The 21,973-nt window shown below is 65.6% G+C and carries 22 protein-coding genes and 1 tRNA gene; 5 read left to right on the top strand and 18 right to left on the bottom strand.

Annotated features, from left to right (window positions below; all coding sequences use genetic code 11):
* Positions 1-32: 32 nt before the first annotated feature.
* From BLT92_RS16275 to smc, 4 genes are all read right to left on the bottom strand, one after another.
* Positions 33-1,253 carry an ammonium transporter gene (locus tag BLT92_RS16275; RefSeq protein WP_092107245.1) on the bottom strand — a complete coding sequence of 407 codons (1,221 nt, stop codon included), beginning with the start codon at positions 1,251-1,253 and terminating at the stop codon, positions 33-35.
* A 131-nt stretch (positions 1,254-1,384) separates the two neighbouring features.
* On the bottom strand, positions 1,385-2,527 hold the full coding sequence (ftsY, locus tag BLT92_RS16270) for a signal recognition particle-docking protein FtsY (RefSeq protein WP_092107243.1): 1,143 nt from the start codon (positions 2,525-2,527) through the stop codon (positions 1,385-1,387).
* Positions 2,528-2,708: 181 nt separating this feature from the next.
* The gene (locus BLT92_RS16265) at positions 2,709-3,110 is read right to left on the bottom strand and encodes a hypothetical protein (RefSeq protein WP_092107241.1); all 402 of its coding nucleotides are present in this window, start codon (positions 3,108-3,110) and stop codon (positions 2,709-2,711) included.
* A 199-nt stretch (positions 3,111-3,309) separates the two neighbouring features.
* The gene (smc, locus tag BLT92_RS16260) at positions 3,310-6,891 is read right to left on the bottom strand and encodes a chromosome segregation protein SMC (protein WP_092107239.1); all 3,582 of its coding nucleotides are present in this window, start codon (positions 6,889-6,891) and stop codon (positions 3,310-3,312) included.
* Between the two features lie 86 nt (positions 6,892-6,977).
* Here smc and BLT92_RS16255 point away from each other — a divergent pair.
* The 3 genes from BLT92_RS16255 (at position 6,978) to BLT92_RS16245 (ending at position 9,889) form a co-directional block, all read left to right on the top strand.
* Positions 6,978-7,050: transfer RNA gene (locus tag BLT92_RS16255), tRNA-Asn, on the top strand.
* Between the two features lie 262 nt (positions 7,051-7,312).
* A complete protein-coding gene (locus tag BLT92_RS16250; RefSeq protein WP_231938883.1) occupies positions 7,313-9,151 on the top strand; it encodes a BCCT family transporter in 1,839 nt (612 codons plus the stop codon).
* 102 nt (positions 9,152-9,253) lie between these two features.
* Entirely contained in the window at positions 9,254-9,889 is a 636-nt protein-coding gene (locus BLT92_RS16245; protein ID WP_157691480.1) for a hypothetical protein, read from the top strand.
* 40 nt (positions 9,890-9,929) lie between these two features.
* Here the strand turns inward: BLT92_RS16245 and BLT92_RS21300 are convergent, their stop codons facing one another.
* Entirely contained in the window at positions 9,930-9,995 is a 66-nt protein-coding gene (locus tag BLT92_RS21300; protein WP_092109520.1) for a zinc finger domain-containing protein, read from the bottom strand.
* A 123-nt stretch (positions 9,996-10,118) separates the two neighbouring features.
* On the bottom strand, positions 10,119-10,811 hold the full coding sequence (locus tag BLT92_RS16235) for an SDR family oxidoreductase (protein WP_231938882.1): 693 nt from the start codon (positions 10,809-10,811) through the stop codon (positions 10,119-10,121).
* 124 nt (positions 10,812-10,935) lie between these two features.
* Between BLT92_RS16235 and BLT92_RS16230 the strand changes: the two genes are divergently transcribed.
* A complete protein-coding gene (locus BLT92_RS16230; protein WP_092107234.1) occupies positions 10,936-11,853 on the top strand; it encodes a LysR family transcriptional regulator in 918 nt (305 codons plus the stop codon).
* A 42-nt stretch (positions 11,854-11,895) separates the two neighbouring features.
* Here BLT92_RS16230 and BLT92_RS21065 read toward each other — a convergent pair whose 3' ends face one another.
* From BLT92_RS21065 to merA, 6 genes are all read right to left on the bottom strand, one after another.
* Positions 11,896-12,144 (bottom strand): zinc finger domain-containing protein, encoded by a 249-nt coding sequence (locus BLT92_RS21065; protein ID WP_269457372.1) that lies wholly within the window; start codon positions 12,142-12,144, stop codon positions 11,896-11,898.
* Between the two features lie 546 nt (positions 12,145-12,690).
* On the bottom strand, positions 12,691-13,584 hold the full coding sequence (locus BLT92_RS16215; protein WP_092107228.1) for a cytochrome c biogenesis CcdA family protein: 894 nt from the start codon (positions 13,582-13,584) through the stop codon (positions 12,691-12,693).
* 3 nt (positions 13,585-13,587) lie between these two features.
* A complete protein-coding gene (locus BLT92_RS16210) occupies positions 13,588-14,115 on the bottom strand; it encodes a TlpA family protein disulfide reductase (RefSeq protein WP_092107226.1) in 528 nt (175 codons plus the stop codon).
* A complete protein-coding gene (locus BLT92_RS16205; protein WP_092107224.1) occupies positions 14,112-14,408 on the bottom strand; it encodes a hypothetical protein in 297 nt (98 codons plus the stop codon). Before BLT92_RS16205 ends, BLT92_RS16210 begins: the two co-directional genes overlap by 4 nt.
* A 29-nt stretch (positions 14,409-14,437) precedes the next feature.
* Positions 14,438-15,100, bottom strand: coding sequence for an organomercurial lyase MerB (gene merB, locus BLT92_RS16200; RefSeq protein ID WP_092107222.1), 663 nt, complete (start codon positions 15,098-15,100; stop codon positions 14,438-14,440).
* Positions 15,101-15,149: 49 nt separating this feature from the next.
* Positions 15,150-16,571 carry a mercury(II) reductase gene (gene merA / locus BLT92_RS16195; RefSeq protein WP_092107220.1) on the bottom strand — a complete coding sequence of 474 codons (1,422 nt, stop codon included), beginning with the start codon at positions 16,569-16,571 and terminating at the stop codon, positions 15,150-15,152.
* A gap of 104 nt (positions 16,572-16,675) precedes the next feature.
* Between merA and BLT92_RS16190 the strand changes: the two genes are divergently transcribed.
* Positions 16,676-17,065 carry a heavy metal-responsive transcriptional regulator gene (locus tag BLT92_RS16190; protein ID WP_092107219.1) on the top strand — a complete coding sequence of 130 codons (390 nt, stop codon included), beginning with the start codon at positions 16,676-16,678 and terminating at the stop codon, positions 17,063-17,065.
* Between the two features lie 327 nt (positions 17,066-17,392).
* On the opposite strand, the gene mutM is transcribed toward BLT92_RS16190, so the two are convergent.
* From mutM to BLT92_RS16160, 6 genes are all read right to left on the bottom strand, one after another.
* Entirely contained in the window at positions 17,393-18,232 is an 840-nt protein-coding gene (mutM, locus tag BLT92_RS16185) for a bifunctional DNA-formamidopyrimidine glycosylase/DNA-(apurinic or apyrimidinic site) lyase (protein ID WP_092107218.1), read from the bottom strand.
* Positions 18,225-19,220, bottom strand: a complete 996-nt coding sequence (locus tag BLT92_RS16180) for a DNA-formamidopyrimidine glycosylase family protein (protein WP_092107216.1) — start codon at positions 19,218-19,220, stop codon at positions 18,225-18,227. The genes mutM and BLT92_RS16180 overlap by 8 nt, the downstream gene beginning before the upstream one ends.
* A gap of 10 nt (positions 19,221-19,230) precedes the next feature.
* A complete protein-coding gene (gene rnc / locus BLT92_RS16175) occupies positions 19,231-19,935 on the bottom strand; it encodes a ribonuclease III (RefSeq protein WP_092107214.1) in 705 nt (234 codons plus the stop codon).
* Between the two features lie 3 nt (positions 19,936-19,938).
* A complete protein-coding gene (gene rpmF / locus BLT92_RS16170) occupies positions 19,939-20,142 on the bottom strand; it encodes a 50S ribosomal protein L32 (RefSeq protein WP_092107212.1) in 204 nt (67 codons plus the stop codon).
* A 2-nt stretch (positions 20,143-20,144) separates the two neighbouring features.
* A complete protein-coding gene (locus tag BLT92_RS16165; protein WP_092107210.1) occupies positions 20,145-20,663 on the bottom strand; it encodes a YceD family protein in 519 nt (172 codons plus the stop codon).
* A 121-nt stretch (positions 20,664-20,784) separates the two neighbouring features.
* Positions 20,785-21,972, bottom strand: coding sequence for an MFS transporter (locus BLT92_RS16160; protein ID WP_092107208.1), 1,188 nt, complete (start codon positions 21,970-21,972; stop codon positions 20,785-20,787).
* Position 21,973 lies beyond the last annotated feature (1 nt).

Raw genomic sequence — 21,973 nt, 5'->3', positions numbered from 1 at the left:
CCGGCCGGCCCCTTGGCGAGAGATTTCGGGATTCAGCGGAACGAATAGGCCTGCTCCGCGTGTTCGAAGGCATCGATGCCCGCCAGCTCGTCTCTGGGGTCGATGCGCAGCCCCATGGCCTTCCGCAGGACGAGAGCGATCACCAGGGTCACGACTCCGGCGTAGATCAGGGCCACGACCGTGGCCACGATCTGCGACACGAGGAGCCCGAGTCCTCCACCGTGGAAGAGCCCGGCGGCCGAGTCTGCACTCGGGACCGCGAAGAGTCCGATCATCACGGTGCCGATGACACCGGCGACGAGGTGGACGCCGACGACGTCGAGAGCATCGTCGTAGCGGAGGCGGTTCTTCGCCTCCACAGCGAGCACGGCTCCCGCACCAGCTGCGATTCCGATGATGATCGCCGCGTACGGTTCGACGTTCGCACAGGCGGGGGTGATGGCCACGAGACCGGCGATCGCGCCGGAGACGCTGCCGATGCTGCTGGGGCGAGTCGCCCGTATCCGCTCGGTTGCGATCCAGGTGATCATTCCGGCGGCAGGGGCGGCCAGAGTGTTGACCCAGATCAGTCCGGCCTGCTCGATCGTCGAGGCGGCTCCACCGTTGAATCCGAACCAGCCGAACCACAGCAGCGCCGCACCGAGAACGGTGATCGGAATGTTGTGGGGTTTGTGCGGTGTCGAATAGCGGGCCCGGCGGCCCATGACGACGACGAGCACGAGAGCGGAGATTCCCGCGTTGATGTGCACGACCGTTCCGCCGGCGAAGTCGATCGCGGGCCCGAAGGCGCTGCCGATCACACCCGACTCGCTGAGCAGTCCGTCGCCCCAGACCATGAAGGCCAGAGGGCAGTACACCAAGGTGACCCACAGCCCGGCGAAGACCAGCCAGGTGGAGAACTTCGCCCGATCAGCGACGGCACCGGCGATGAGTGCGATCGCGATCATCGCGAAGGTGGAGCCGTAGCCGATGGAGATGAGAGCTTCGGGTTCGTTGGCGACTGCGTCGGCGAGGCCGATCTGGGACAGCGGGTTGCCGACGATCCCCAGCACGGAGTCCCCTGAGCTCAGTCCGTATCCGAAGAGGACCCAGACGAGCCCGCCCATCGCCATTGCCGAGAACACCATCATCATCATGTTGATGCTCGAGGTGATTCGGGTCATGCCGCCGTAGAAGAAGGCCACACCGGGGGTCATGAGCAGGACCAGGCCGGCCGCGACCATCATCCAAACATTCACTGCGTCGAGTTCCATGTCGTCTCTTTCACGTCTCTGTCGGCTCCGGTTGGAACCGAACAGTGACAGTGTCCATGACGGATGTCACACCGGTGAGTCGATCATGTTTCCAGTATGTGACACAGGCGCTCTCACGCTGAAAATTACGGTCAGTCGAGCAGGGCGTCGACGAAACCTTCTGCCGTGAACGGCGCCAGATCGTCGGCACCCTCGCCGAGGCCGATGAGCTTGACCGGAACCCCGAGCTCACGCTGGACGGCGACGACGATTCCGCCCTTGGCCGTACCGTCGAGTTTGGTCAGCACGATGCCGGTGATATTGACCGCCTCGGCGAAGACCTTGGCCTGCTGCATTCCGTTCTGCCCGGTCGTGGCGTCGAGGACGAGGAGCACCTCGTCGATCTCGTGTCCTTCGCCCAGAGGGCGTGTGGCCACCCGCTTGACCTTGCCGAGTTCGTCCATCAAGCCGATCTTGTTCTGCAGGCGTCCGGCCGTATCGATGAGCACGACGTCGGTGCCGTCTTCCTTGCCGCGTTCGACGGCGGAGTAAGCCACGGAGGCGGGGTCGGCCCCCTCCTCGCCGCGGACGGTCTCCACGCCGACCCGGCCGCCCCAGGTGGACAGCTGCTCGGCGGCCGCGGCACGGAACGTATCGGCAGCACCCAGCAGCACACTCTGATCTTCAGCGACGAGCACACGGGCGATCTTGCCCACGGTCGTCGTCTTGCCGGCACCGTTGACTCCGACGACGAGCATCACGGCTGGGTCGCCGTCGGTGCCCGCGGTGGCAAGTTCACGATCCATGGAGGGATCGACGAGTTTGATGAGCTCCTCGCGCAGCAGTCCCCTGACCTCTTCGGGTTCGCGGGTGCCGAGGACCTTGACGCGTTCGCGCAGCCGGTCGACGAGTTCGGTGGTCGGATCCACACCGACGTCGGCGAGGATGAGAGTGTCCTCGATCTCCTCCCACGTCGATTCGTCGAGAGTCTCCCGCGACAGCAGGCTGAGCAGCCCGCGCCCCAGACCGGAGTTGGACTTCGCCAGGCGCTCGCGCAGGCGCACAAGCCGGTTCGCCGGTTCGGTGGGAACCTCGGAGCCACGCGTCGCGGTCTTCTCCGCGGCGACCGCCTCGGAGATGTCATCGATCTTGAGCTCGCCGGTGACATCGGCGTCGATGCTGCGCTTGTCACTCAGCCCCTTCTTCTTGGCATTGACGCGCAGGGTGACGCCCAGCCCGACGACCAGAATGAAGACGATGGCCGCAACGATGAGCAATACGATCGGCTGATCCATTGACGTACGTTCTCCTTTGATTACCTTCGCTGGCCCCACGTTCTCACGCGATGACCGCTGGTCAGGGGTGGGGTCCCAGTTCTGGTGCGCGAATCGGTTCGAGACCGTTGTCGCGCTTCGGCGGCCCGCACCCATGCGCCCCGCTGTCTCGGGGCACGTGTGCTGATGTTGTGTAGTCCGGTCAGGAACCTCGGCTGCCGAAGAGCAGACCGGCGGTGGTCCTCCACCCGGTGCCGGATTCCGGGATCTGCCAATGACGGGTTCGCGGCCTCACCGTCAGCAGCGAGGGCGCGGCGTGCCGGCGCGGCTGCGGCCTGAGCACATAGGAATGGTCCCGGATCGCGGTGACGGCAGCCTGTTCCCGAGTTGCCAAGTGGGAGGTGCCGTCATCGTGTCCGAAGAATTCGTGGACCTCATCGTCGTAGCCGGTCCACTGCCCCGGCAGTCGAAACCGCTGCACATCGGACGAGTACTTCAGGCGCCCTTCGGCCCTCAGCCCCGGCAACGCGACGAGGAGCACGACGATGAGGGCGAGCGCGAACGAAACGGCGAGTCCGACGATGACGACGAGTACTGCATTCATACTCTCGAGTCACCTCGTGAATCAGCCGACTCGGCCATGGACGTCTCGCTCCTCAAGCTTTTCGACAATGCTTCCCTGCCCCCAAGTCTATAGTCCCAACCCACGACAATTGTGCTCCGGGGCCGTGAGCCTGTTGGAGAATTCCCTGGGACTCCCCTGGACATCTCTGCCGAATCGGCCTCTCGCAGTCGCCATCCGATCACGGGATCCGCTGCGAAATGACCTTCGACACACCGTCCCCGTGCATCGTGACCCCGTAGAGTGCGTCGGCGATCTCCATCGTTCGCTTCTGGTGGGTGATGACGATGAGCTGGGACGAGTCCTGCAGCTCCTCGAACACCGTCAGCAGGCGGGACAGGTTGAGATCGTCGAGTGCCGCTTCGACCTCGTCCATGACGTAGAACGGGCTGGGGCGGGCCTTGAAGATCGCCACCAGCATGGCGACGGCGACCAGTGACCTCTCCCCACCGGAGAGCAGGGACAGGCGTTTGACCTTCTTGCCTGCCGGTCGGGCGTGGACGTCGACTCCGGTGGTCAGCATGTCACCCGGATCGGTCAGACTCAGTGAGCCCTCACCGCCGGGGAAGAGCCGGGAGAAGATGTGTTCGAACTCCTTCGCGGTGTCTGCATAGGCTTCGGAGAAGACCCGTTCGACGTGCCGGTCGACCTCCTCGACGAGCTTCATCAGATCCTTCCTCGAGGACTCGATGTCGGTGATCTGCTTTTCCAGGAACTGATGCCTCTCCTTGAGCGCCTCGTACTCCTCGAGCGCCAGCGGGTTGACCGTTCCGATGCGTTTGAGCGCGGCGCTTGCCTGCTTGCGCCGCTTTTCGACCTCGGCCCGTACATAGGGGCGTTCCTCCTCATCGTCGTCGAATGCGGGAACGGGAGTGTGGGGGCCGTAGAGCTCGACGAGTCGTTCGAGCCCGAGTCCGGTCTCCTCTTCTGCCCGGTTCCCGATCTCCTCGAGTTTGAGTCGGAACCGCTCCTTCGCCAGTTCGGCTTCGGCCGCGGCGTCCTTGAGCCGCTGCAGTTCTGTGCGGGTGGTGCCCAGTTCCTCGCCGAGGTGGCCCTTCTCCGCGCGCAGCTGCCCGCGCTCGTCGACGAGGACCTGGATCTGGGCGCCGAGTTCGCTCACCGTCGTCTCCGCGACTGCGGTCGCGGTCTGCGCGGTTTCTGCGATGAGCAGCGCCGAGGCGGCTGATCGGTTCTTCCGAGTGATCATCCGCTGGGTCTGCTCGCGCGCGGCCTCCTCCGCAGTTGCCTGGCGCAGCAGGGAGTCGACCCGGTCGGAGAGGAATCGTGCCCGGTCCGTGGCCGCCTTGTGGCTGATCCGGGTTTCGATGACGTCCTCGGAGGACTGGGACACCTGCCGGCTGAGTTCGTCCCGGCTGGTGGTGTCGACGACCTCTTCGACGTCGTCGGCACCGGCCAGGGCCGATTCGGCCGTGCGGGCCTCACGTTCGGCGGTCTCCAGTCGTGCCGCGAGTTCCACCTCATTGTCCTTGGCCCTCTGCAGGCGGGTCTGGGCTGTGGTGATGTCGCCCGTGATCCGCGAGACCTCTTCCCCAGCGGCCATGATCGCCGCATCCGAGGAGTGCAGCTTCTCCAGGGCCGCGGCGGCAGCTGTCTTCGCCTCGCCGAGCTTCGCCGTCACCTGGTCGATCTTCGAGTCGCAGTCGCTCAGAGCCGTCTGCAGTTCGGTGATGGAGGAGCGGGTGTCTTCGAGGGCGGTCTGTGAGGCCAGGCGGGTGCCCGAGGCGGTGCGGGCCCGGCTGACCCGAGTTGCGGTGAGGATCTCACCATGGACGGTGACCGCGGTCAGGTCGGGATGGGAGCCGATGAGGGACAGCGCGCTCCCGGCGTCGTCAACGCACACGACCGAGTTCAGAGCAGAGTTCAGCAGCGTCTCGAGTTCGGGAACGTCGCTGCTGACGACATCGGTCAGCCACCGCACCCTCGACTCATCCCCGGTCGCCGAGTCGAGGGTGGGCAGTGCCCTCGTCGCAGCGCCCGTCGTGGTCGACGAGTTCGCGCCCTTGCCTGCACTTGCACCGGAGGTCGCTCCTGCGGGGATTGTGAGGTGGACGTTCGTCTCCTCGCCGAGGTGGTCGAGCACGGCCAATGCCACCTGCCCGGAGTCGACGAGCACACCGGCAACCGTGTTCGACAGGGCTGCCGCCACAGCCATCTCGAATCCGTTGGCCACGTTCAGCCGTTCGGTCACGGCCGAGCCGACACCCGGCAGATCGGCGTTGACGATGTCTTCGAGGTCGGCTTCCAAGGCGGTGCCGAGAGACAGCGCCTCCGCCCGGGCCTCGGCCGAGGCGAGTTCGGAAGCGGTCTGTGCCCTCTGCGCTCGGAGTTCTTCGAGTTCGGTCTCCAGCCTGGTCTCAGCGTCCTTGGCGGATTCGTATTTCGTGTCGAGTTCGCTCTCTCCGGCTTCGACACCTTCGACGGCTGCCTCCGCAGTGCTCAGTTCCTCGCTGCGTTCGGCGATGCGGTCCGACGCGGTGTCGATCTCTGCCCGATTGGCTTCGATCCGGGCGGTGAGGTCGCTGATGCGCTCGCGCGCCTGGGATGACTTCGACTGCAGGGCCGACCTGTTCTTGATCGCCTCGGTGATGGCCAGCTGAGCCGCCTTGACCTCGTCTTCGGCTTTCTTCAGCGCCAGGGCGAGCTCTTCCTTGCGCATCTGGCTGCGGTCCAGTGCTGCCGCGGACTCGTCCTTGGCTTCCTCCGCGACGCCGAGCTCCTCCTTGTGATGCTCTGCCTGGGACCTCAGCTCCTCCGGAGACTTCGATTCCCGCCGGCCCAGGCTCGCCACCTCAGAGAGCAGGTGCGAGCGCTTGTCCTCAGCGCGCTGGGCGATTCCTTTGGCACGCACGATCTGGGTCTGCGTCCGTGATTCCGCAGTCCGTAGGTCCTCAAGCTCGGCATCGAGGGCGCCCAGCCGTGTCTCGATCTCCTGCAGGCGCTGCTCGGCCCGGGATCGGCGATGTTCGAGGTCGCCGATGCGGTCGGCGCCGTCTTCTCCCTCGGCTCCGGCAGTCGCTGCCAATGATGCCTGCACGCGCACGGTGTCATCGGCCAGGAGTCGTGCCGTGGCATCGCGCAAAGTGGCTTGGACGGTGGCGGCCTTCTGTGCGGCCTCGGCCTGGCGCCCGAGAGGGCCCAGCTGGCGGTTGAGCTCTGTTCTCAGATCGGAGAGGCGGTCGAGGTTCGTCTGCAGACCGGTGAGCTTGCGGACGGCCTTGTCCTTGCGCCTGCGATGCTTGAGGACGCCGGCGGCCTCTTCGATGAAGCTGCGGCGTTCGATCGGATCGGCATGCAGGATTGCGTCGAGACGCCCCTGCCCCACGATGACGTGCATCTCCTTGCCCAGGCCCGAGTCGTTGAGCAGCTCTTGGATGTCAAGCAGTCGGGCTGGTGTGCCGTTGACGGCGTATTCGCTGCCCCCGGTACGGAACAGGGTGCGCGAAATCGTGACCTCGGTGTAGTCGACGGGGATGGCTCCGTCGGTGTTGTCGATGGTCAGGGTCACCTCGGCGCGGCCCAGGGCCTGTCGTTTGGAGGTTCCGGCGAAGATGACATCGTCCATCTTTCCGCCGCGCAGATTCTTCGCGCCCTGCTCTCCCATCACCCAGGACAGCGCGTCGACGACATTGGACTTGCCGGAGCCGTTGGGGCCGACAACGCAGGTGATGCCCGGCTCGAATCGGAGAGTCGTCGCCGAGGCAAAGGACTTGAATCCTCGCAGGGTCAGGCTTTTGAGATGCATTGTCCACCCAGCATATCCTGAAGCAGTTCCTGCAATTCTCGAATCTTTTGATAGAGTGTCTCCTCGTGCGCCGGAATCGGTGCCTTTCCTCCGTAGCTCAGTTGGCAGAGCATTCGACTGTTAATCGAAGGGTCGCTGGTTCGAGCCCAGCCGGGGGAGCCGATCAGGGCCCCGTCGTTCGCGACGGGGCCTTGACCGTGCCCGGGCAGATTCCTCCCCGCGCCGACGAGATCAAGCCTCGCATCGCATCTCAGCTGAGAATATCCTTGGATTGAACCGACAGCAGTCTGTCGATTCGGGTTGTTTCGGAGTGAGTGCCCGGTCCCGCCCGATGATATTCAATGCCGTCCATGTACAGGAAGGAGCGCCGATCCCGACCGACCGCGAAGCAGCTGCGGCCGGACCGACCGGCAAGCATCCCATGAGCAGTGAAACCACTAGGACTCAGGAGCTGATACGGCACCTGAAGAATCCGACCACCAGACAGAGGCCACTCATCCGCAAGGGCGTCGACAAAGTGGTGTTCTTCACGGCCGGCGTCCTCGCCGTCGGATTCGTCGTCTGGGGCTTCCTCTCCCCGGAGAGCCTCGGATCCGTGGCAGGGACCCTGCTCAACGGCGTCATGAACAATTTCGGCTGGCTCTTCGTCATCGCCGCCACGATCTTCACGATCTTCGTCATCGTCGTTGCCATGTCCAAGTTCGGGCGAATCCCGCTGGGCAGGGACGACGAGAAGCCGCAGTTCAAGACCTCATCGTGGATCTCGATGATGTTCGCCACCGGCATGGGCATCGGTCTGGTGTTCTCCGCCGTCGGTGAGCCCCTGTTCTTCTACATGTCTCCCCCACCGAACACCGTCGACGGCTCCACTGCCGAGGCGATGGGCACGTCGATGGGCACCACCCTCTTCCACTGGACGCTGTACCCCTGGGCGATGTACGCGATCGTCGGCCTCGGCGTCGCCTACGGCTCCTTCCGCCTCGGTCGGTCCCAGCTGTTCTCGTCGATGTTCACCCCGCTGTTCGGCGAACGTGCCGTCAACGGCGCCGGCGGCAAGGTCATCAACATCCTCGCGATCCTCGCCACTCTCTTCGGCTCGGCCTGCTCACTCGGCCTCGGCGCGATCCAGATCGGCGGCGGCATCGAATCGGCGGGCGTCATGTCCGACGTCACCTCCCCGATCCTCGTCATCATCATCGCCATCCTCACCGCAGCCTTCGTCGCTTCGGCCGTGTCCGGTGTCGAGAAGGGCATCCAGTGGCTGTCGAACATCAACATGGTGCTGGCGATCATCGTCGCGCTCATCGTGTTCATCGGCGGCCCCACGCTGTTCATCCTCAACGTCATTCCCTCCTCACTCGGCTCGTTCATCCAGGACCTGCCGCAGATGGCCTCCCGTACGGCAGCCAACGGCCAGGACGTCAACACCTGGCTGTCCTCGTGGACCGTCTTCTACTGGGCTTGGTGGGTCTCATGGTCGCCCTTCGTCGGCCTCTTCATCGCCCGCATCTCCCGCGGCCGCACCGTGCGTCAGTTCGTCCTCGGCGTCCTCATCGTCCCCTCCGTGGTCTCGACCATCTGGTTCGCGATCTTCGGCGGCGGTGCCATCGGCATCCAGGAACGCGCTGAGCGCGGCGAAGGCACGGTCAAGGCCTTGGCGAAGATGGTTGACGGAGAACCGGACATCAACATGGACACGATCCTGTTCGACCTCCTCGGTGCGCTGCCTCTGCCCAACGTCATCGCCATCATCCTCATGGTCGTCACGGTCATCCTCATCGCGATCTTCTTCGTCACGGGCGCCGATTCCGCATCGATCGTCATGGGCACACTGTCGGCCAACGGCAGGGAGGAGCCCGGCAGGGGCCTCGTGCTCTTCTGGGGTGTGGCCACCGGTGCTGTGGCGGCGGTGATGCTCCTGGCAGGGGGCGAGGATCCCGCCGAGGCCCTCGAGGGTCTGAAGAACATCACGATCGTGGCGGCGTTGCCGTTCGTCATCGTCATGTTGCTGCTCTGTGTGGCTGTATGGAAGGACCTGTCGAGGGATCCGCTGATCATTCAGGGTCAGCTGGCCGATCACATCCTCGAGCAGTCGGTGGCTACGGCCGTCGACGAGTACGACGGTGAGGTCTTCGGCCTCGAGACTTCCGAGATTCCCGTCGAAGACACAGAAGACGACACCGACGCCGAGGCGGATGCGAAGTCGTCGGTGAAAACTGAGGATTCTGCCGGTGACGGTGAGGACAGCTCCCAGAGCTGATCTTCACAATTCGATCGGTGCCGAGGGCCGGGCGCTGCTCCCAAGGGGGCGGGCCCGGCCCTCGTCTTCGTCAGTAGCTGGGCATCGATATATTCTGTGTGTATGGAATCGATGACCGGGCTGAGCGGTATTCTGCAAGGCCTGGACTTCCAGGGCAGCGTGACGCTGCCCGGGCGACCGTCCGAACCACTGTCTCGATGGCGACGGAGGAGAAGCAGCGCAATCCGAATCTCGTTGGCAGGTGCCGGAGCTGGAGTGGTGCTGATCATCACCGGTATCATTCTGCTCGATGTCGGATTCTGGGCTCTCAGCATCATCCTCGGCGGGTTCCTCGCCGTGCTGGGTCTACTTGTCGGACTCTTCCTCCTTGGCGTGGGCCAGCTCTGGCGTGAGCGCATCGGCTCCGAAGACCTGCCCGTGCGCCTTGATGCTTTCGGAGTTTCCCTGCGCGGCATCGGCCCCATACCCTGGGCAGATCTTCGCGCCCCCGAACGCCGTTATGTGCCGGTGAAGAACGACATCGGGGGCCGATGCACCGTTATGCCGCTGACGCAGCGCGCTCAGGCCCGAGTGCGTACCCAGACCGGTGATTGGCAGCTGCGAGTCGGTCCCCGCCCGTACCTGCGCTTCGACCAGCCGTTCCTTCTTCTACCCGGAGTCCAGGGCCTCAGCGAGGACGAGGTCGTTCGACTCTTCCACCATGCCTGGTCGAATTTCTCGACTGGGTACCAGCGCTGATGCGTGGGATGGGTGGGCACAGGCAGCTTACCTGGCATCATCAGCGATAGCGCGGCGGGCGTTGGCAGTTCGGGCAGAAGTGGCTTCCTCGTCCGCCGATGGTCATCCAAGTAATCCTCTGTCGCGGTGCTGATCACGCGACATCGGTGAATGCCAGAGGCGGCTGGCGAGACTCGATGAGAGTGTCACCAGCCGCCTCTCGCATGCGTCAGCAGCTACTGGGACCGGATCACCACGGCACGACGCCATCGTCATCGAAGAAGCCGCCACGAGGTCCGTCGTCCGGGAGAGTCGCGAGCCTGATCGCGACAGCGGCCCCCTGCTCTGCAGTGCGATCCGAGGCGTGGCCGGTGAAGTCGGTCGCGACGTAGCCAGGGCAGTAGGCGTTGACGATGACATCGGTATCGGCGAGTCTGCGGCTGTACTGGGCGGTGATGCTGTTGAGCATGCTCTTCGACGGCGCATAGGCGGCTAGCTGGGGGCCGGTCTGCGATGCCAGGGACCCCATATTGCTCGAGGCGTTGACGATCCGGGGCGAAGGCGACAGACGCAGGAGCGGGAGCATGGCGTTGGTCACCCGCACCACGCCGAAGACGTTGGTGTCCAGGACCGATCGCAGGACATCCAGATCGAGGGTGGTCGGGTCCTGCTCACCATTCAGATAGCTCCCGCCGATGCCGGCGTTGTTGACAAGGACGTCGAGGCGGCCAGCCTTCTTCTCGATGGCTTCGGCCGCCTGCGCCGCGCTGTGATCCGAGGTGACGTCGAGAGCGACGCCGAACGCGTCCACGCCCGACGCGCGTAGGCGGTTGACGGCTTCTGCACGGCGGGTATCGTCCCGTGCGCCTACCGCGACGGCGAACCCGAGCTTGCCGAGGCCCTCTGCTATTGCAAATCCGATGCCCTTATTCGCTCCCGTCACCAGCGCTGTCCTTTTAATCGAATCACTATTCATGAAACCTATCGTTCCCTCCAGTGATCGGAGTCGTCCAAGATCGATTCGGTGGTCTGTGATACCTGACAGGCATTACGAGTAGGGTTGATCCATGCTTGACCTCGAGACGCGCGAGTTGCGCTACTTCGTCACCATCGCAGAGGAACTGCACTTCCGACGCGCTGCGGAACGCCTGGGCATGGCGCAACCTCCGTTGTCGCGGGCCATCGCTCGCTTAGAGCGCCGCCTCGGCGTCCAGCTCTTGGAGAGGAACCGCCGCGGCGTGAGGCTCACCGACGCAGGTTCGGTGCTGCTCGGAGAGGCCCGGAAGGCGCTAGACGCGGTCTCTGCCGCGGCGGAGCTGACGCGGCGTGCTGGAATGTCACGTCAGCCGCTCATACTCGCGACTAAAGCTGGTGCATCGCATGAATTGCTGCAGCGGCTGCTCGAAGCAGTGGCGAGCGAACACGGCCCTGGGCATATGGAGGTGCAACTGTGCGAGGTCGGCGAGCAAGCTGAGCTGCTGCGATCTGGGGCCACAGACGTGGCTATCATGCACAGACCTGTCGATGACCTCGTCGGGTTCGACACCGTGGACCTGTGCACAGAAGACCAGGTCGTGATCGTCCCCGCCGCCCATCCTCTCGCACGCCGCAACGAGGTCACACTCGCCGAGTTGCAGAACGATCACTCGGTGCCGCTGGCCAGATGGCCCCGCCTGGACGGCACGTATCCCAATGGGCCCGGGCCGGAAGTGCGCACACAGTCTCAGATCGCCCAGCTCGTGGCCCTAGGGAAGGCTCTGCTCGTCATCCCCGCATCCAGTCGCGCATGGCAATGGCCCGAGCATGCGGCCGTGACAGTCACAGACGCCCCACGCGTCACAACGCTCCTAGCGTGGCCGGCCGGCAGCCGATCGGCCGCAATCGCCGCACTCGTCCGTGTCGCCTCCGGCCTGGGAGACCCAGAGGGCCACGGCGATTCGTGTGTCCGCGACGGTCAGACCGGGGGTCCGCCTCCCAGACGGTGACGCAGCACCCTTGGGAAAGATCTACCGTACATGGCGGCAGCCTCAGCGATAGCGCGGCGGCTTCTGGCAGTTCGGGCAGAAGTGGCTGCCACGTCCACCGATGGTCATCTTTTCGATCTCCGTCCCGCAGCGAACGCATTCCTGTCCCCCGCGCCCGTAGACGAGCAGGGCTCGGTCGAAGTAGCCCAACTTCCCACGATAGATACATTGAAAAACTGGGAGCCTCTGAAGGTGGCGTTTCCGCTGGTCAGAGGATACTTCACGGTGAGACGACGCGTGAAGGACGCGCACTGCCTACACACCAGAGTACGGCCTCATGACTTCAACATGTCAACGGCCCAGTCGAAGCAAGAATCGGGCATCCGTGACCGTGGGCACAGGACGCCTCCGCCCTCGAAGATCGGCACTGCGCCGCCTACGACGCAGTCCCGGCCTCCCCTTCTCTTCTTCTCTTGGCGTCCTGTTCGAGCAGGTGGTCCGTGAAAACCTTGGCGATGAACGTCGTCTGCTCCCGCGTCAGCGGCGGCGCGGCCTCCCGGATCTTCCGGACGTGCTCGGCGTGCGCGGTCAGGCCGAACGCCCGGGTCCAGGTCGGAGACCCGGATCAGCGTCTTGATGACCATGCGTCCGTCGCGTCCGTCCACCTTCTCGGTCCGGGCTGGGAGCCTGCCCTGCCAGACGCGCCGCCAGCTGCTCTTGCTGCAGCCGTGGCGCTCTGCCGAGGCGGCGACGTCGAGCCATTCGTCCACGGCCATCGGCCAGGGTTGTGGTCACTCGGTTTCTGCGCTCTGCCGGTCGTCGGCAGAGCGCGCTGGCTCCGGGGCGCAGCAGTCTGCCTCAGTCTTCCGGAGGCTGGCGCGGCGGCGACGGCTGAGGGTCCCGATCAGCAGCACGACGATCACGGCGGCGACGGCTGAGGGTCCCGATCAGCAGCACGACGATCACGGCGGCGACGGACACTCCGGTGACGACACCGACGTGTCCTTGGACCCAGCCCGACACCGCAGTGGCGACTCCGGCGACGGCGTTGGTGCGACTGGAGGCGGCAGCGTCGCCGGTGGCGGCCGGGTACCAGTACCAGGCCAGATAGGCACCGGTGAGTACGAGGACGAAGGCAGTAATCCTGGGCCCATAGCGCGCCAGCGATGCGATGCGTCGCGACAGCGCCGAACCTGCTGCGGCGGCGGCAACGGCGACGATCAGCAAGACGGTGGCAGAGCCCGCGGCGTACACGCCGAACACGAGGAGCAGCCCTGCGAAGCTGGCTGTGGCCTGGGCCTGCGCGATGACGGCCAGGAGTACGCCGAAGGTGCACGACAGCGACGCCACGGCGTAGCCGACCCCGAAGAGGACCATGCGTGCGGTGCTCGGAGGGCGGTCCGTGACTCGGGAAGGGATGCTGGGCAGTCGGAGCGAGAAAGACCGGCCTGTCAGCATCGCCGCGCCGAACAGGACGAGCACGACGCCGACGGCGAGCCCCAGCACGGGAGCGGCCTGGATCAGGCTCCGCGCTCCGGCGCTCACAGCGATGCCTGCCAGCGCGAGCGTTCCCGCGAACCCGATGGTCACCGCGACGCCGGCACGCAGCGACCGCAGGAGTCGCACCGGTGCCGGGGAGGAGGAGGCGTCCCCGAGCGCGTGGGTGATCCACGCCGGGAGCAGGGCAAAGCCGCAGGGATTGACCGGGGCGATCATCCCGGCGGCGAAAGCGAGCGCGAGAAGTCCACCCATGGCTCAGGCCCCGGCCTTCTCGAGCTCGGCGACGATCGTGTCGGCGGCGGGGTCGGTGGCGCGGAATGTCACCTTGCCGTCGGCGTCGACGATGATCAGGGTGGACAGCGCGGCGACGTCGAAGCGCTGCGACAGGACCGCGCCCTCGTCGATGGCGGCGGGGACGTGTTCGGCCTCGACGTACTCCATGAAGCCCTCAATGGTCTCCTTGGGCTCGCGCGGATCCATGTCGACGGCGAGGAACTGTGCATCAGTGCCGTTGTCCTCGGCGCTGGCGGCGGCTTCACCGAGGGACCGGACGCCGCCGACGCATTCGCCGCAGCCGACGGAGAAGAAGAACACGGCGGTGGGCTTCCCAGCGGCTGGCAGGCTGACCTGCTGGCCGTCGATACTGGTCACGGGTGCGGGCGAGCCGGCGTCCGCGGAGGACCCGTCCTCGTCGGCGCTACCACAGGCGGTCAAGGTCAGCGGCCCTGCGAGCAGGAGGCCTGCGAGCGAAAGGGTTGTGCGGCGGGTGAGGGATATCGTCATCGGTTCTGGTCGTCCTTCGGGTCTGCGGGCTGGGCGGGGTCGGTGGTCGGGCAGCAGTCGGGTCCGGTGCGGCCGTGGTGGGCTCGGCGACGGGCGACGACCAGCAGGACGAGCGCGACGAGCGCGATGCCCGCGCCGATCACCCAGGGGTTGCCGAGGAGGCCTCCGACGCCGGCGAGCACTCCCCCGGCTATGAGCAGTGGCAGTGCGCAGCAGAGGGCCATGAGCAGCACGGCTCCTGCCCCGAAGAGCAGGCCTCCGCCACCTGGCCGGTCATAGTGTTCTGATGTCATCTGTATCTCGAATCTCTCGAAGTCTTGGGTCAGCAGCAGCGGCGGCAGTCGTCGGCCGCCGAGACATCACCCTGGGACCGGTCGAGCAGGCGCGCGGCGAGTTCGGCTCCGATCCGATGCGCCTCGGCCACCGGCACCGCCTCGGCCCCGGGATGCTCGGCGAGCCACTCGGCAGCGTCGCCAACAGAGGTGAAGTAGTGCACCTGGTTGCAGAACGACGATCGGATCGAGGTGATCTGGTCCGGATTCATCAGCGAGACCACGGCAGTGGCGGGCTCGATGCTTATGGCTCCGGCGACCGGATCGACGGCGACGCGGATCATCTCGCCGCTGGCCGGGGAGACCGACTCCACGCGCGCTGGGCGGCCGAGAAGCGCCGGGAAGACCAGGGTGTCCAGCGCGCACCAGGTGTAGAGCCCTTCTCCTGACGCGGTGAACCGGTGCGGGGTGGGCCGCAGGGTGAGGCCCTGGCCGACGATCCGACCCAGGTCGTCGTACTCGGTGTCGGGCACCGCTGCCAGCCTGGTCCTGACCTGCTCGGGTGTGCGGCCCGCGGCCGTGGCGAGCTGCTCGACCGTGACGGGATCGCCGTCGGCGAGAAGCCGAAGCAGCGGGACGAGCAGGCCGGGGTCGAGACCCGTCTCCTCGGTGCGGCCGAGCCGCTCGGGAAGTTGCTTACTGAGGTCGGACATTGCGGGTTCCTCCAGTTCTGAATGCGGGCGGTGTGCTGTCGCGGGGTTCTCACGCGCAGCAGGAGAGCTTCGAGACGTCGGTGGTGAAGGCCTTGGCGGCGATCCGGATGCCCTCGGCCATGGTCAGGTACGGAGCCCAGGCGTCGGCGACCTCGGCGATGGTCTTGCCGAGCACGTGGACTCCGGCGGCGGCGAGTTCGCCGGCGTCCTTGGCGACGGCGGTGATGCCGAGGATCTTCCCGGTGTCGGCGTCGACGACGAGCTTGACGAAGCCGCGGGTGTCGCGGTTGACCAGTGCCCGGGGCACGTGGTGCAGCGGCAGGACGCGGCAGTCGCAGCGGATGCCGGCCTCGAGGACCTGCTTCTCGGTCATCCCGACCGCGCCGATCGCAGGGCCGGTGAACGTCACCCTCGGCAGACGGGCGTAGTCCACGGCCCGAGCTGCGTCGATAAACGCGTTCTCGGCGACGAGGGTGCCGTGGTGGGCGGCGACGTAGACGAACTCCGGATGCCCGGTCACGTCCCCCGCGGCCCAGATCCGCGGGTTGGACGACTGCATCCGATCGGAGACGACCACCTCGCCGAGGTCCCCGGTCTTCACCCCGACCCGGTCGAGGCCGAGCCCGTCGGTGACCGGCCGCCGTCCGAGGGCGACGAGCACCTGGTCGGTGCGGAACTCCTGCGAGCCTCCGGACACGTCCGCGGTCACCACGACCTGCCCGGTCATATCGCGGGACACCCGCGTCGGCAGCGCGTGGCGCACCACCCGGATGCCCTCGTCGGCGAACACCTCCTGCAGCGTCCTGGACACCTCCGGCTCCTCCTTCGACGCCAGCCGGGACCGCACCAGGATGGTGACCTGGGAGCCGAGCCGGGCGAACAGCTGCGCCTGTTCCAGGGCGACGTAGCCGCCGCCGAGCACGAGCAGAGACTCAGGGACTTCAGTCAGCTCCATCGCCGTGGTCGAGGTCAGGTACCCGGTCTCGTCCAGGCCGTCGATCGGCGGGGCCCAGGGCCGAGAGCCGGTCGCGACCAGGTAGTGCTCGGCCTCGATCGTCTCGGTGCTCCCGTCGTCCCCGGCCACCTGGAGGACCGGCGCGTCGGGGCTGCCGGCGAACGTGGCGTCGCCGCGGCGGACGGCCCACCCGTAGGAGTCGGCGACGTCGGCATACTTCTCGCCGCGCAAGCCCTCGACCAGCGCCTGCTTCCCGGCAATCAGTGCGGGCATGTCCACCGGATCCGCCGACGTTTCGATCCCCGGGAAACGGTCGGCGGCGTCGGCCGCGGAGTGCCGCGCGTCGGCGGCGGCGATGAGGGCCTTCGACGGCACGCAGCCGGTGTTCACGCAGGTTCCGCCGAGCGTCCCGCGCTCGATCATCACCACCGACTTCCCGAGCGTGTTCGCTCGGATCGCCGCGGCGAACGCGCCGCCGCCTGATCCGATGATGGCGAGGTCGTACTTCGTAGGCATCGCTGCTCCTGTCAGTCCTTGGTCTTCTGTTCCGTCATCAACTATGCTGGACCTTCCAGTACAGGGGAAGGTCAAGTACGGCCGCGACACGATCGGAGGACGGCGTGAAGATCGGGGAGCTCGCACAGGCGGCCGGCACCACGGCCAAGACCCTGAGGTTCTACGAGGAGCAGGGGCTGCTACCGCCGCCCGGCAGGACGTCGTCGGGGTACCGTGACTACCCGCCGGACGCGATCGCACGTGTCGACTTCGTCCACCGCGGCCAGGCCGCCGGCCTCACCCTCGCCCAGATCCGCCAGACCATGGACATCCGCGACGCCGGACGTGCCCCGTGCGACCACGTGCGCGACCTGCTCGACGCGCGCCTGCACGACATCGAGCAGCAGATCTCCCAGCTGTCCGCACTGCGCGACACCATCACGGACCTCCGGGACGATGCAGCGCACCCCGAGCCGGAGACCTGCAGCGCCGATCAGGTGTGTCGCTACCTGTAGGTCCTCGTCAGACGTCGAAAGTTGTGAAAGGAAGACCGTCAGTCAGCCTCGACGGCTTCGTCGATTGAACGGGTCTCATGGACCGCCGCTGCAAGTCAGTGCCCACCCCGAACTGGGCAAATCGCCCTGTCCTCACCACTGCCGGTTCGTGCCGTGGAACTGCAGTGTCCGCATCGACGCCCACGCGCGGTGCGAGAGAATACCGTGACCGGAGCGCTTCTGGAGCGACGGTGATCGTCCTACATTGACGTATCGGGAAACGAGGCGACGCCATGGCGATGTAGCCCGATCCCCTGTTTGTGATCGCGTCGCAGGCGACCGATCGAACTAGCGTTTCCGCTGGCAGACAGGGCAGAAGAAACTCGATCGGTTCATGAACTTCTCCCGCACGATCGACGTCCCGCAGCGCATGCAAGGCTGGCCAGCAAGACCGTAGGCATTCAGGCTGCGGGCAAAATAGCCGCTGCTGCCGGCCACGTCGACATAGAGGGAGTCGAACGATGTACCGCCCTGGGCAAGAGCAGCGGCCATGACCTCCCGCGCCGCATCGACCAGCGCTGAGATCCTTGGCTTGCTCAACGACGAGGCTGCCGTCTCCCCCTGCTCCTTGGCAGCCCACAGTGCCTCGTCGGCGTAGATGTTCCCGATGCCGGACACCACCGTCTGGTCCAGCAACACGCGCTTGATCCCGGTGCTCCTGGCCTTGATCCGCGCGACCGCCGCCGGCTGGTCGAACTGCGGGTCGAAGGGATCCCTCGCGATGTGGGCGATCAGCGAGGGCAGCACCGCTCCGCCCTCGTCGTACAGCAGATGGCCGAACGTGCGCTGGTCGTCGAACCGCAGATCGTGGCCTCCGTCGGTGAAGGTGAAGCGCGCCCGCTCGTGCGCGGCGACTGCGGCATCAGGGGACGAAATGAGCATCTGCCCGCTCATCCCCAGATGCATCAGCAACGCATCTGCACCGTCCAGGATCAGCCACAGGTACTTGCCGCGGCGCGCAGTCCCCGTGATCGTCGCACCGACCATCCGTGCTGCGAGATCCGCCGGACCGCCCACATGACGTCGCGCCGCACGCGGATGCAGAACAGTCGCCGAGGCGATCGTCCGGCCACGGACATGATCGTCGATCCCCCGACGCACGACCTCGACCTCAGGCAATTCAGGCACAGGCCACACCTCGCAGACTCCGCGACCCGACTTTGTGTCGGTGCGCTACTAAATGGGCTGGACCGTTGAGCTGCTTGTCCAGAGCCCTTCGTGCCAGGTCAGACCGCAATATCGCTTGTCGACGCATGGCCGATGCCCGGCACAGACAATCGCGACCTTCGTGTGCACGGCTTCCTTCGACTCGCTCTACGTCAATGTCGAGGTAGCCGGATTCGCCGTTGACGTTGACGTAGAGGGCGTCGAAGCTGGTCCCACCTACGGCCAGCGCATCGCTCATCACCCGCGACGCAGAGTCGAGGACGGCAGCAAGGTGGGACTTGCGAGTACGAGCAGGGATCGCCAGCGGGTGGATTCCAGCCCTGAAGAGAGCTTCATCAGCATAGATGTTGCCGATGCCACTGACCAGAGACTGATCGAGCAATGCGGATTTGACCACCGTCCGCTTGCGCGAGAGCTGTTCGAGAACGAGGCCGGGTTCGAACGAGGGTTCGAGCGGGTCTGCGGCAATGTGATTCGCCGAGGCGGGCACGAGCCGACCATAGGCGTGCACCAGAGGTTGGACGCCGAGGTGGCCGAAGATCCGTTGGTCGACGAAGCGCAGCTGGAGGCTCTCGCTCCCCCGCTCGAGGCGGAGGATCGCCCGGGTATGTTTGTGGATCTCGTCAGCGGCATCGTGCACGCGCAGCTGTCCGCTCATGCCGAGGTGGACGAGCAGGCTGAGTTCCGGGGCATCTGGCTCGGCAGCCGGGCCAGCCTCGAGGTCCTCCCCCAGGGTCAGCCACATGAACTTGCCGCGACGTTCGGCGCCGATGATTCGCCGCCCGGACACCGCTGCGAGGAACCCGTCGACGGCGGACGCGTCGATGCGCCGCTGTGACGTCGTGCCCAATATCCGGGGGTCGAGCACCTCGGCGCCGGTGATGGTGGTACCGGCAGTCCATTCGTGGACGCCGAGGCGCACACTCTCGACCTCGGGAAGCTCGGGCATCAGGAATGCCTCAGCGCGTGTAGTCCGGGTAGATGGTGCGGATGGCCTTGACGGCGACTTCCGCGGCCGCGGCTTCGGCGTTCTTCTTCGAGGATCCGTCGCCGCTGCCCCAGCCGTTGGTGCCCAGGAGTGCTGTGGCGGTGAAGACCATGGCGTGGTCGGGTCCCGAGGAGACGATTTCGTAGCTCACGGCGCCCAGGTCCAGATCGGCCGCTGCTTCCTGCAGGGTCGTCTTGTAGTCCATTCCGGCACCGAGATTCACGGCGTCGTTCAGCATCGCATCGATGAGGCGATGGACGAAGGCGAAGGCCTCTTCGCGTCCACGGGCGACGAAGGTGGCGCCGATGAGAGCCTCGACGGTGTCGGCGAGGATCGAGTCCTTGTTGCGGCCGCCGGTGAGCTCTTCGCCCTTGCCCAGCAGGATGTGGGGACCGATCTCGTACTTGCGCGCGATCGACGCCAGTGCTCGGGTGTTGACCACGGCGGAGCGCATCTTAGCCAAGGAACCTTCGGCCAGATCGGGATTGTCGTAGTACAGCGATTCGGTGGCCACGAGCCCCAGGACGGAGTCGCCGAGGAATTCGAGCCGCTCGTTCGTGGGAATGCCGCCGGCTTCGAAGGCGAAGGAGCGGTGTGTCAGGGCGAGACGAAAAGTCTCGGGATCAATATCGATCCCGAGACTCTCCTGCAGTTGCGCTGTGGTGTCTGTGTCCACAGGTCAGACGTCAGCGACCTTGCGTCCCTTGTATTCAAGGAACAGCGGGGTGCCGGCCGAGTCTTCGACAACCTTGGCCTGGTGAGGGCGCGAGTACACAACGCGACCGTTCTCCACAGTCTTGACCAGGTTAGGTGCCTGGGCCTTCCACTGCGAACGACGGTGGCGGGTGTTGCTGCGCGACAATTTACGCTTTGGAACAGCCACGTCTAGCTCTCTTTCTTCTCATCCAACAAACTCTTCAATGATGCGAACGGCGAGTCCGATTCGCTGTCGTCGACCTCCAGGTCCTCACCCAGAGTGAAGCTGAACTCTTCACTTCGGTCCTTTGACGGACTGAAGGGCAGAGCCATCACAACAGCGTCTCTGATCGCCGGCTCGAGGTCGAGCTGATCGCGGTCGATGACATAGGAGTCCTCGTCGCCCTCGGCCTGCTCATAGACATACATCTCCCGGATGTCGACATCTATAGGCAACTCGATTTCGTCGAGAGTCCTCACGTCCTCGCCGCGGGCCGTGGCCGAGACTGTGCCCGACACGTAGATCCCCTCTGACACGCTTTCGAACATCAGCTCGAGTGCCAGTGGTGAACCTTCAGCGACCCCGATCACTTCGATCTTGAGATCCGCCGGAGCAGACAGGGTGGTGTTCACCCGTTCCCATTCACCAGGATGACCGAGCAATCCCATCGACCTGAGATCGTAGACGAACTCAGACTGCTTCTTCATGCTCACTCCTCCATTATGTGATTGAGGATGCTTACTCCTACGTTCACACGCGACTCACCATTCTAGTCATCATCGCCCACCATTACCAATCGGCCTTCTGACATCGCGCCGGTGTTCCTGATCACCATTTCTCGTGCTGATTGCGCAGCGTCACCCCGCCGGCTGCCAGCAGCAGTGCCCCGGAGATCGTGAAAACGATACCCGAGGGTGCGATCAGGGTCAGCAGCGACGCTGCCGAGGGGATCGCCACCTGGCTGAGTCGGTTGCCGGCAAGGCGGATCGAGAGAACTGCGGCTCGATTGGCCGGGTCCGACAAGGTCGAGACCCAGGTCATCGTCAGCGGCTGGGTGAGGCCGAAGCAGAATCCGGCCAGGAGGAGCAGGATCGCCAACATCCACGGCTGCGTGAAGACGGGGATGAGGATGATGCAGACACCGGCCAACGCCGAGGCGGTCCACAACAGCGAGAGGTTGCGCCACTTGCGTGTGAGCATCCCGATGAGCAGGCGCGAGATCACCGAGGCCAGCGTGCGCAGGGTGAGCAGCCAGGTCACGGTCGTCACCGACAGTCCGTTCTGCTGGCCGATGAGCGGCAGATACGCGGTCATGAGGTCGACCGCGGCCAGGGTGGTCATCGAGGCGAGGATCGCGGGTTTCATTCCCCGGATCGACAGCAGGGTCAGCGGCGTACGGGCGTCCTTGGCCGCCTCGGCGCGGGAGACGTGAGGGGTCCGACCGCGGAGCATGACGATGACCGCCGCGACCAGCGTCAGCGCGGAGACCGCCGTCATGAACCACAGGGCGGTCACGATCTGCGGTGCACCGTCCGTCGCGCCGGCGATGGCACCGGCCACGGGCAGACCGATCGTCTGCCCGATCGAGACGCCGAGGGTGAGGTACCCGAACTTCGACGTCAGGGCCGAGGCCGGGAAGCTCTGCGGGATCAGCGCCTGCGAGGCGACCGTGGTCAGCAGCTGTCCCAGGCCCAGACACATCGTGGCGATGAGGAGCACGCCGAGGTTGGGCGCCATCGCCGCGAGGCCGACGGGCACGATCGACAGTATTGTTCCCGTCCACAGCACAGCGGTGGCGTATCCGCGGTCGACGAGTCGTCCGACGAGAAGCGCGGTGAGCAGCGGGACGAGGGAATAGCAGGCGGTCATGAGACCGAGGACGACTCCGCTGCCGCCCAACTCCAGCGTCCGGTAGGAGATGAGGACGCGCACACCGTTGTACGTCGCGTGCGCGATGACGGTGTGGAAGATCAGACCCAGGAACCACGCCCGGGATGAGGAGGAGGGAAGCGGCATG

The organism is Brevibacterium picturae (assembly GCF_900105045.1).
GTDB lineage: Bacteria > Actinomycetota > Actinomycetes > Actinomycetales > Brevibacteriaceae > Brevibacterium > Brevibacterium picturae.
Note: the sequence above shows the minus strand (reverse complement) of the source record. Positions and strands in the feature narration are given on the sequence as shown.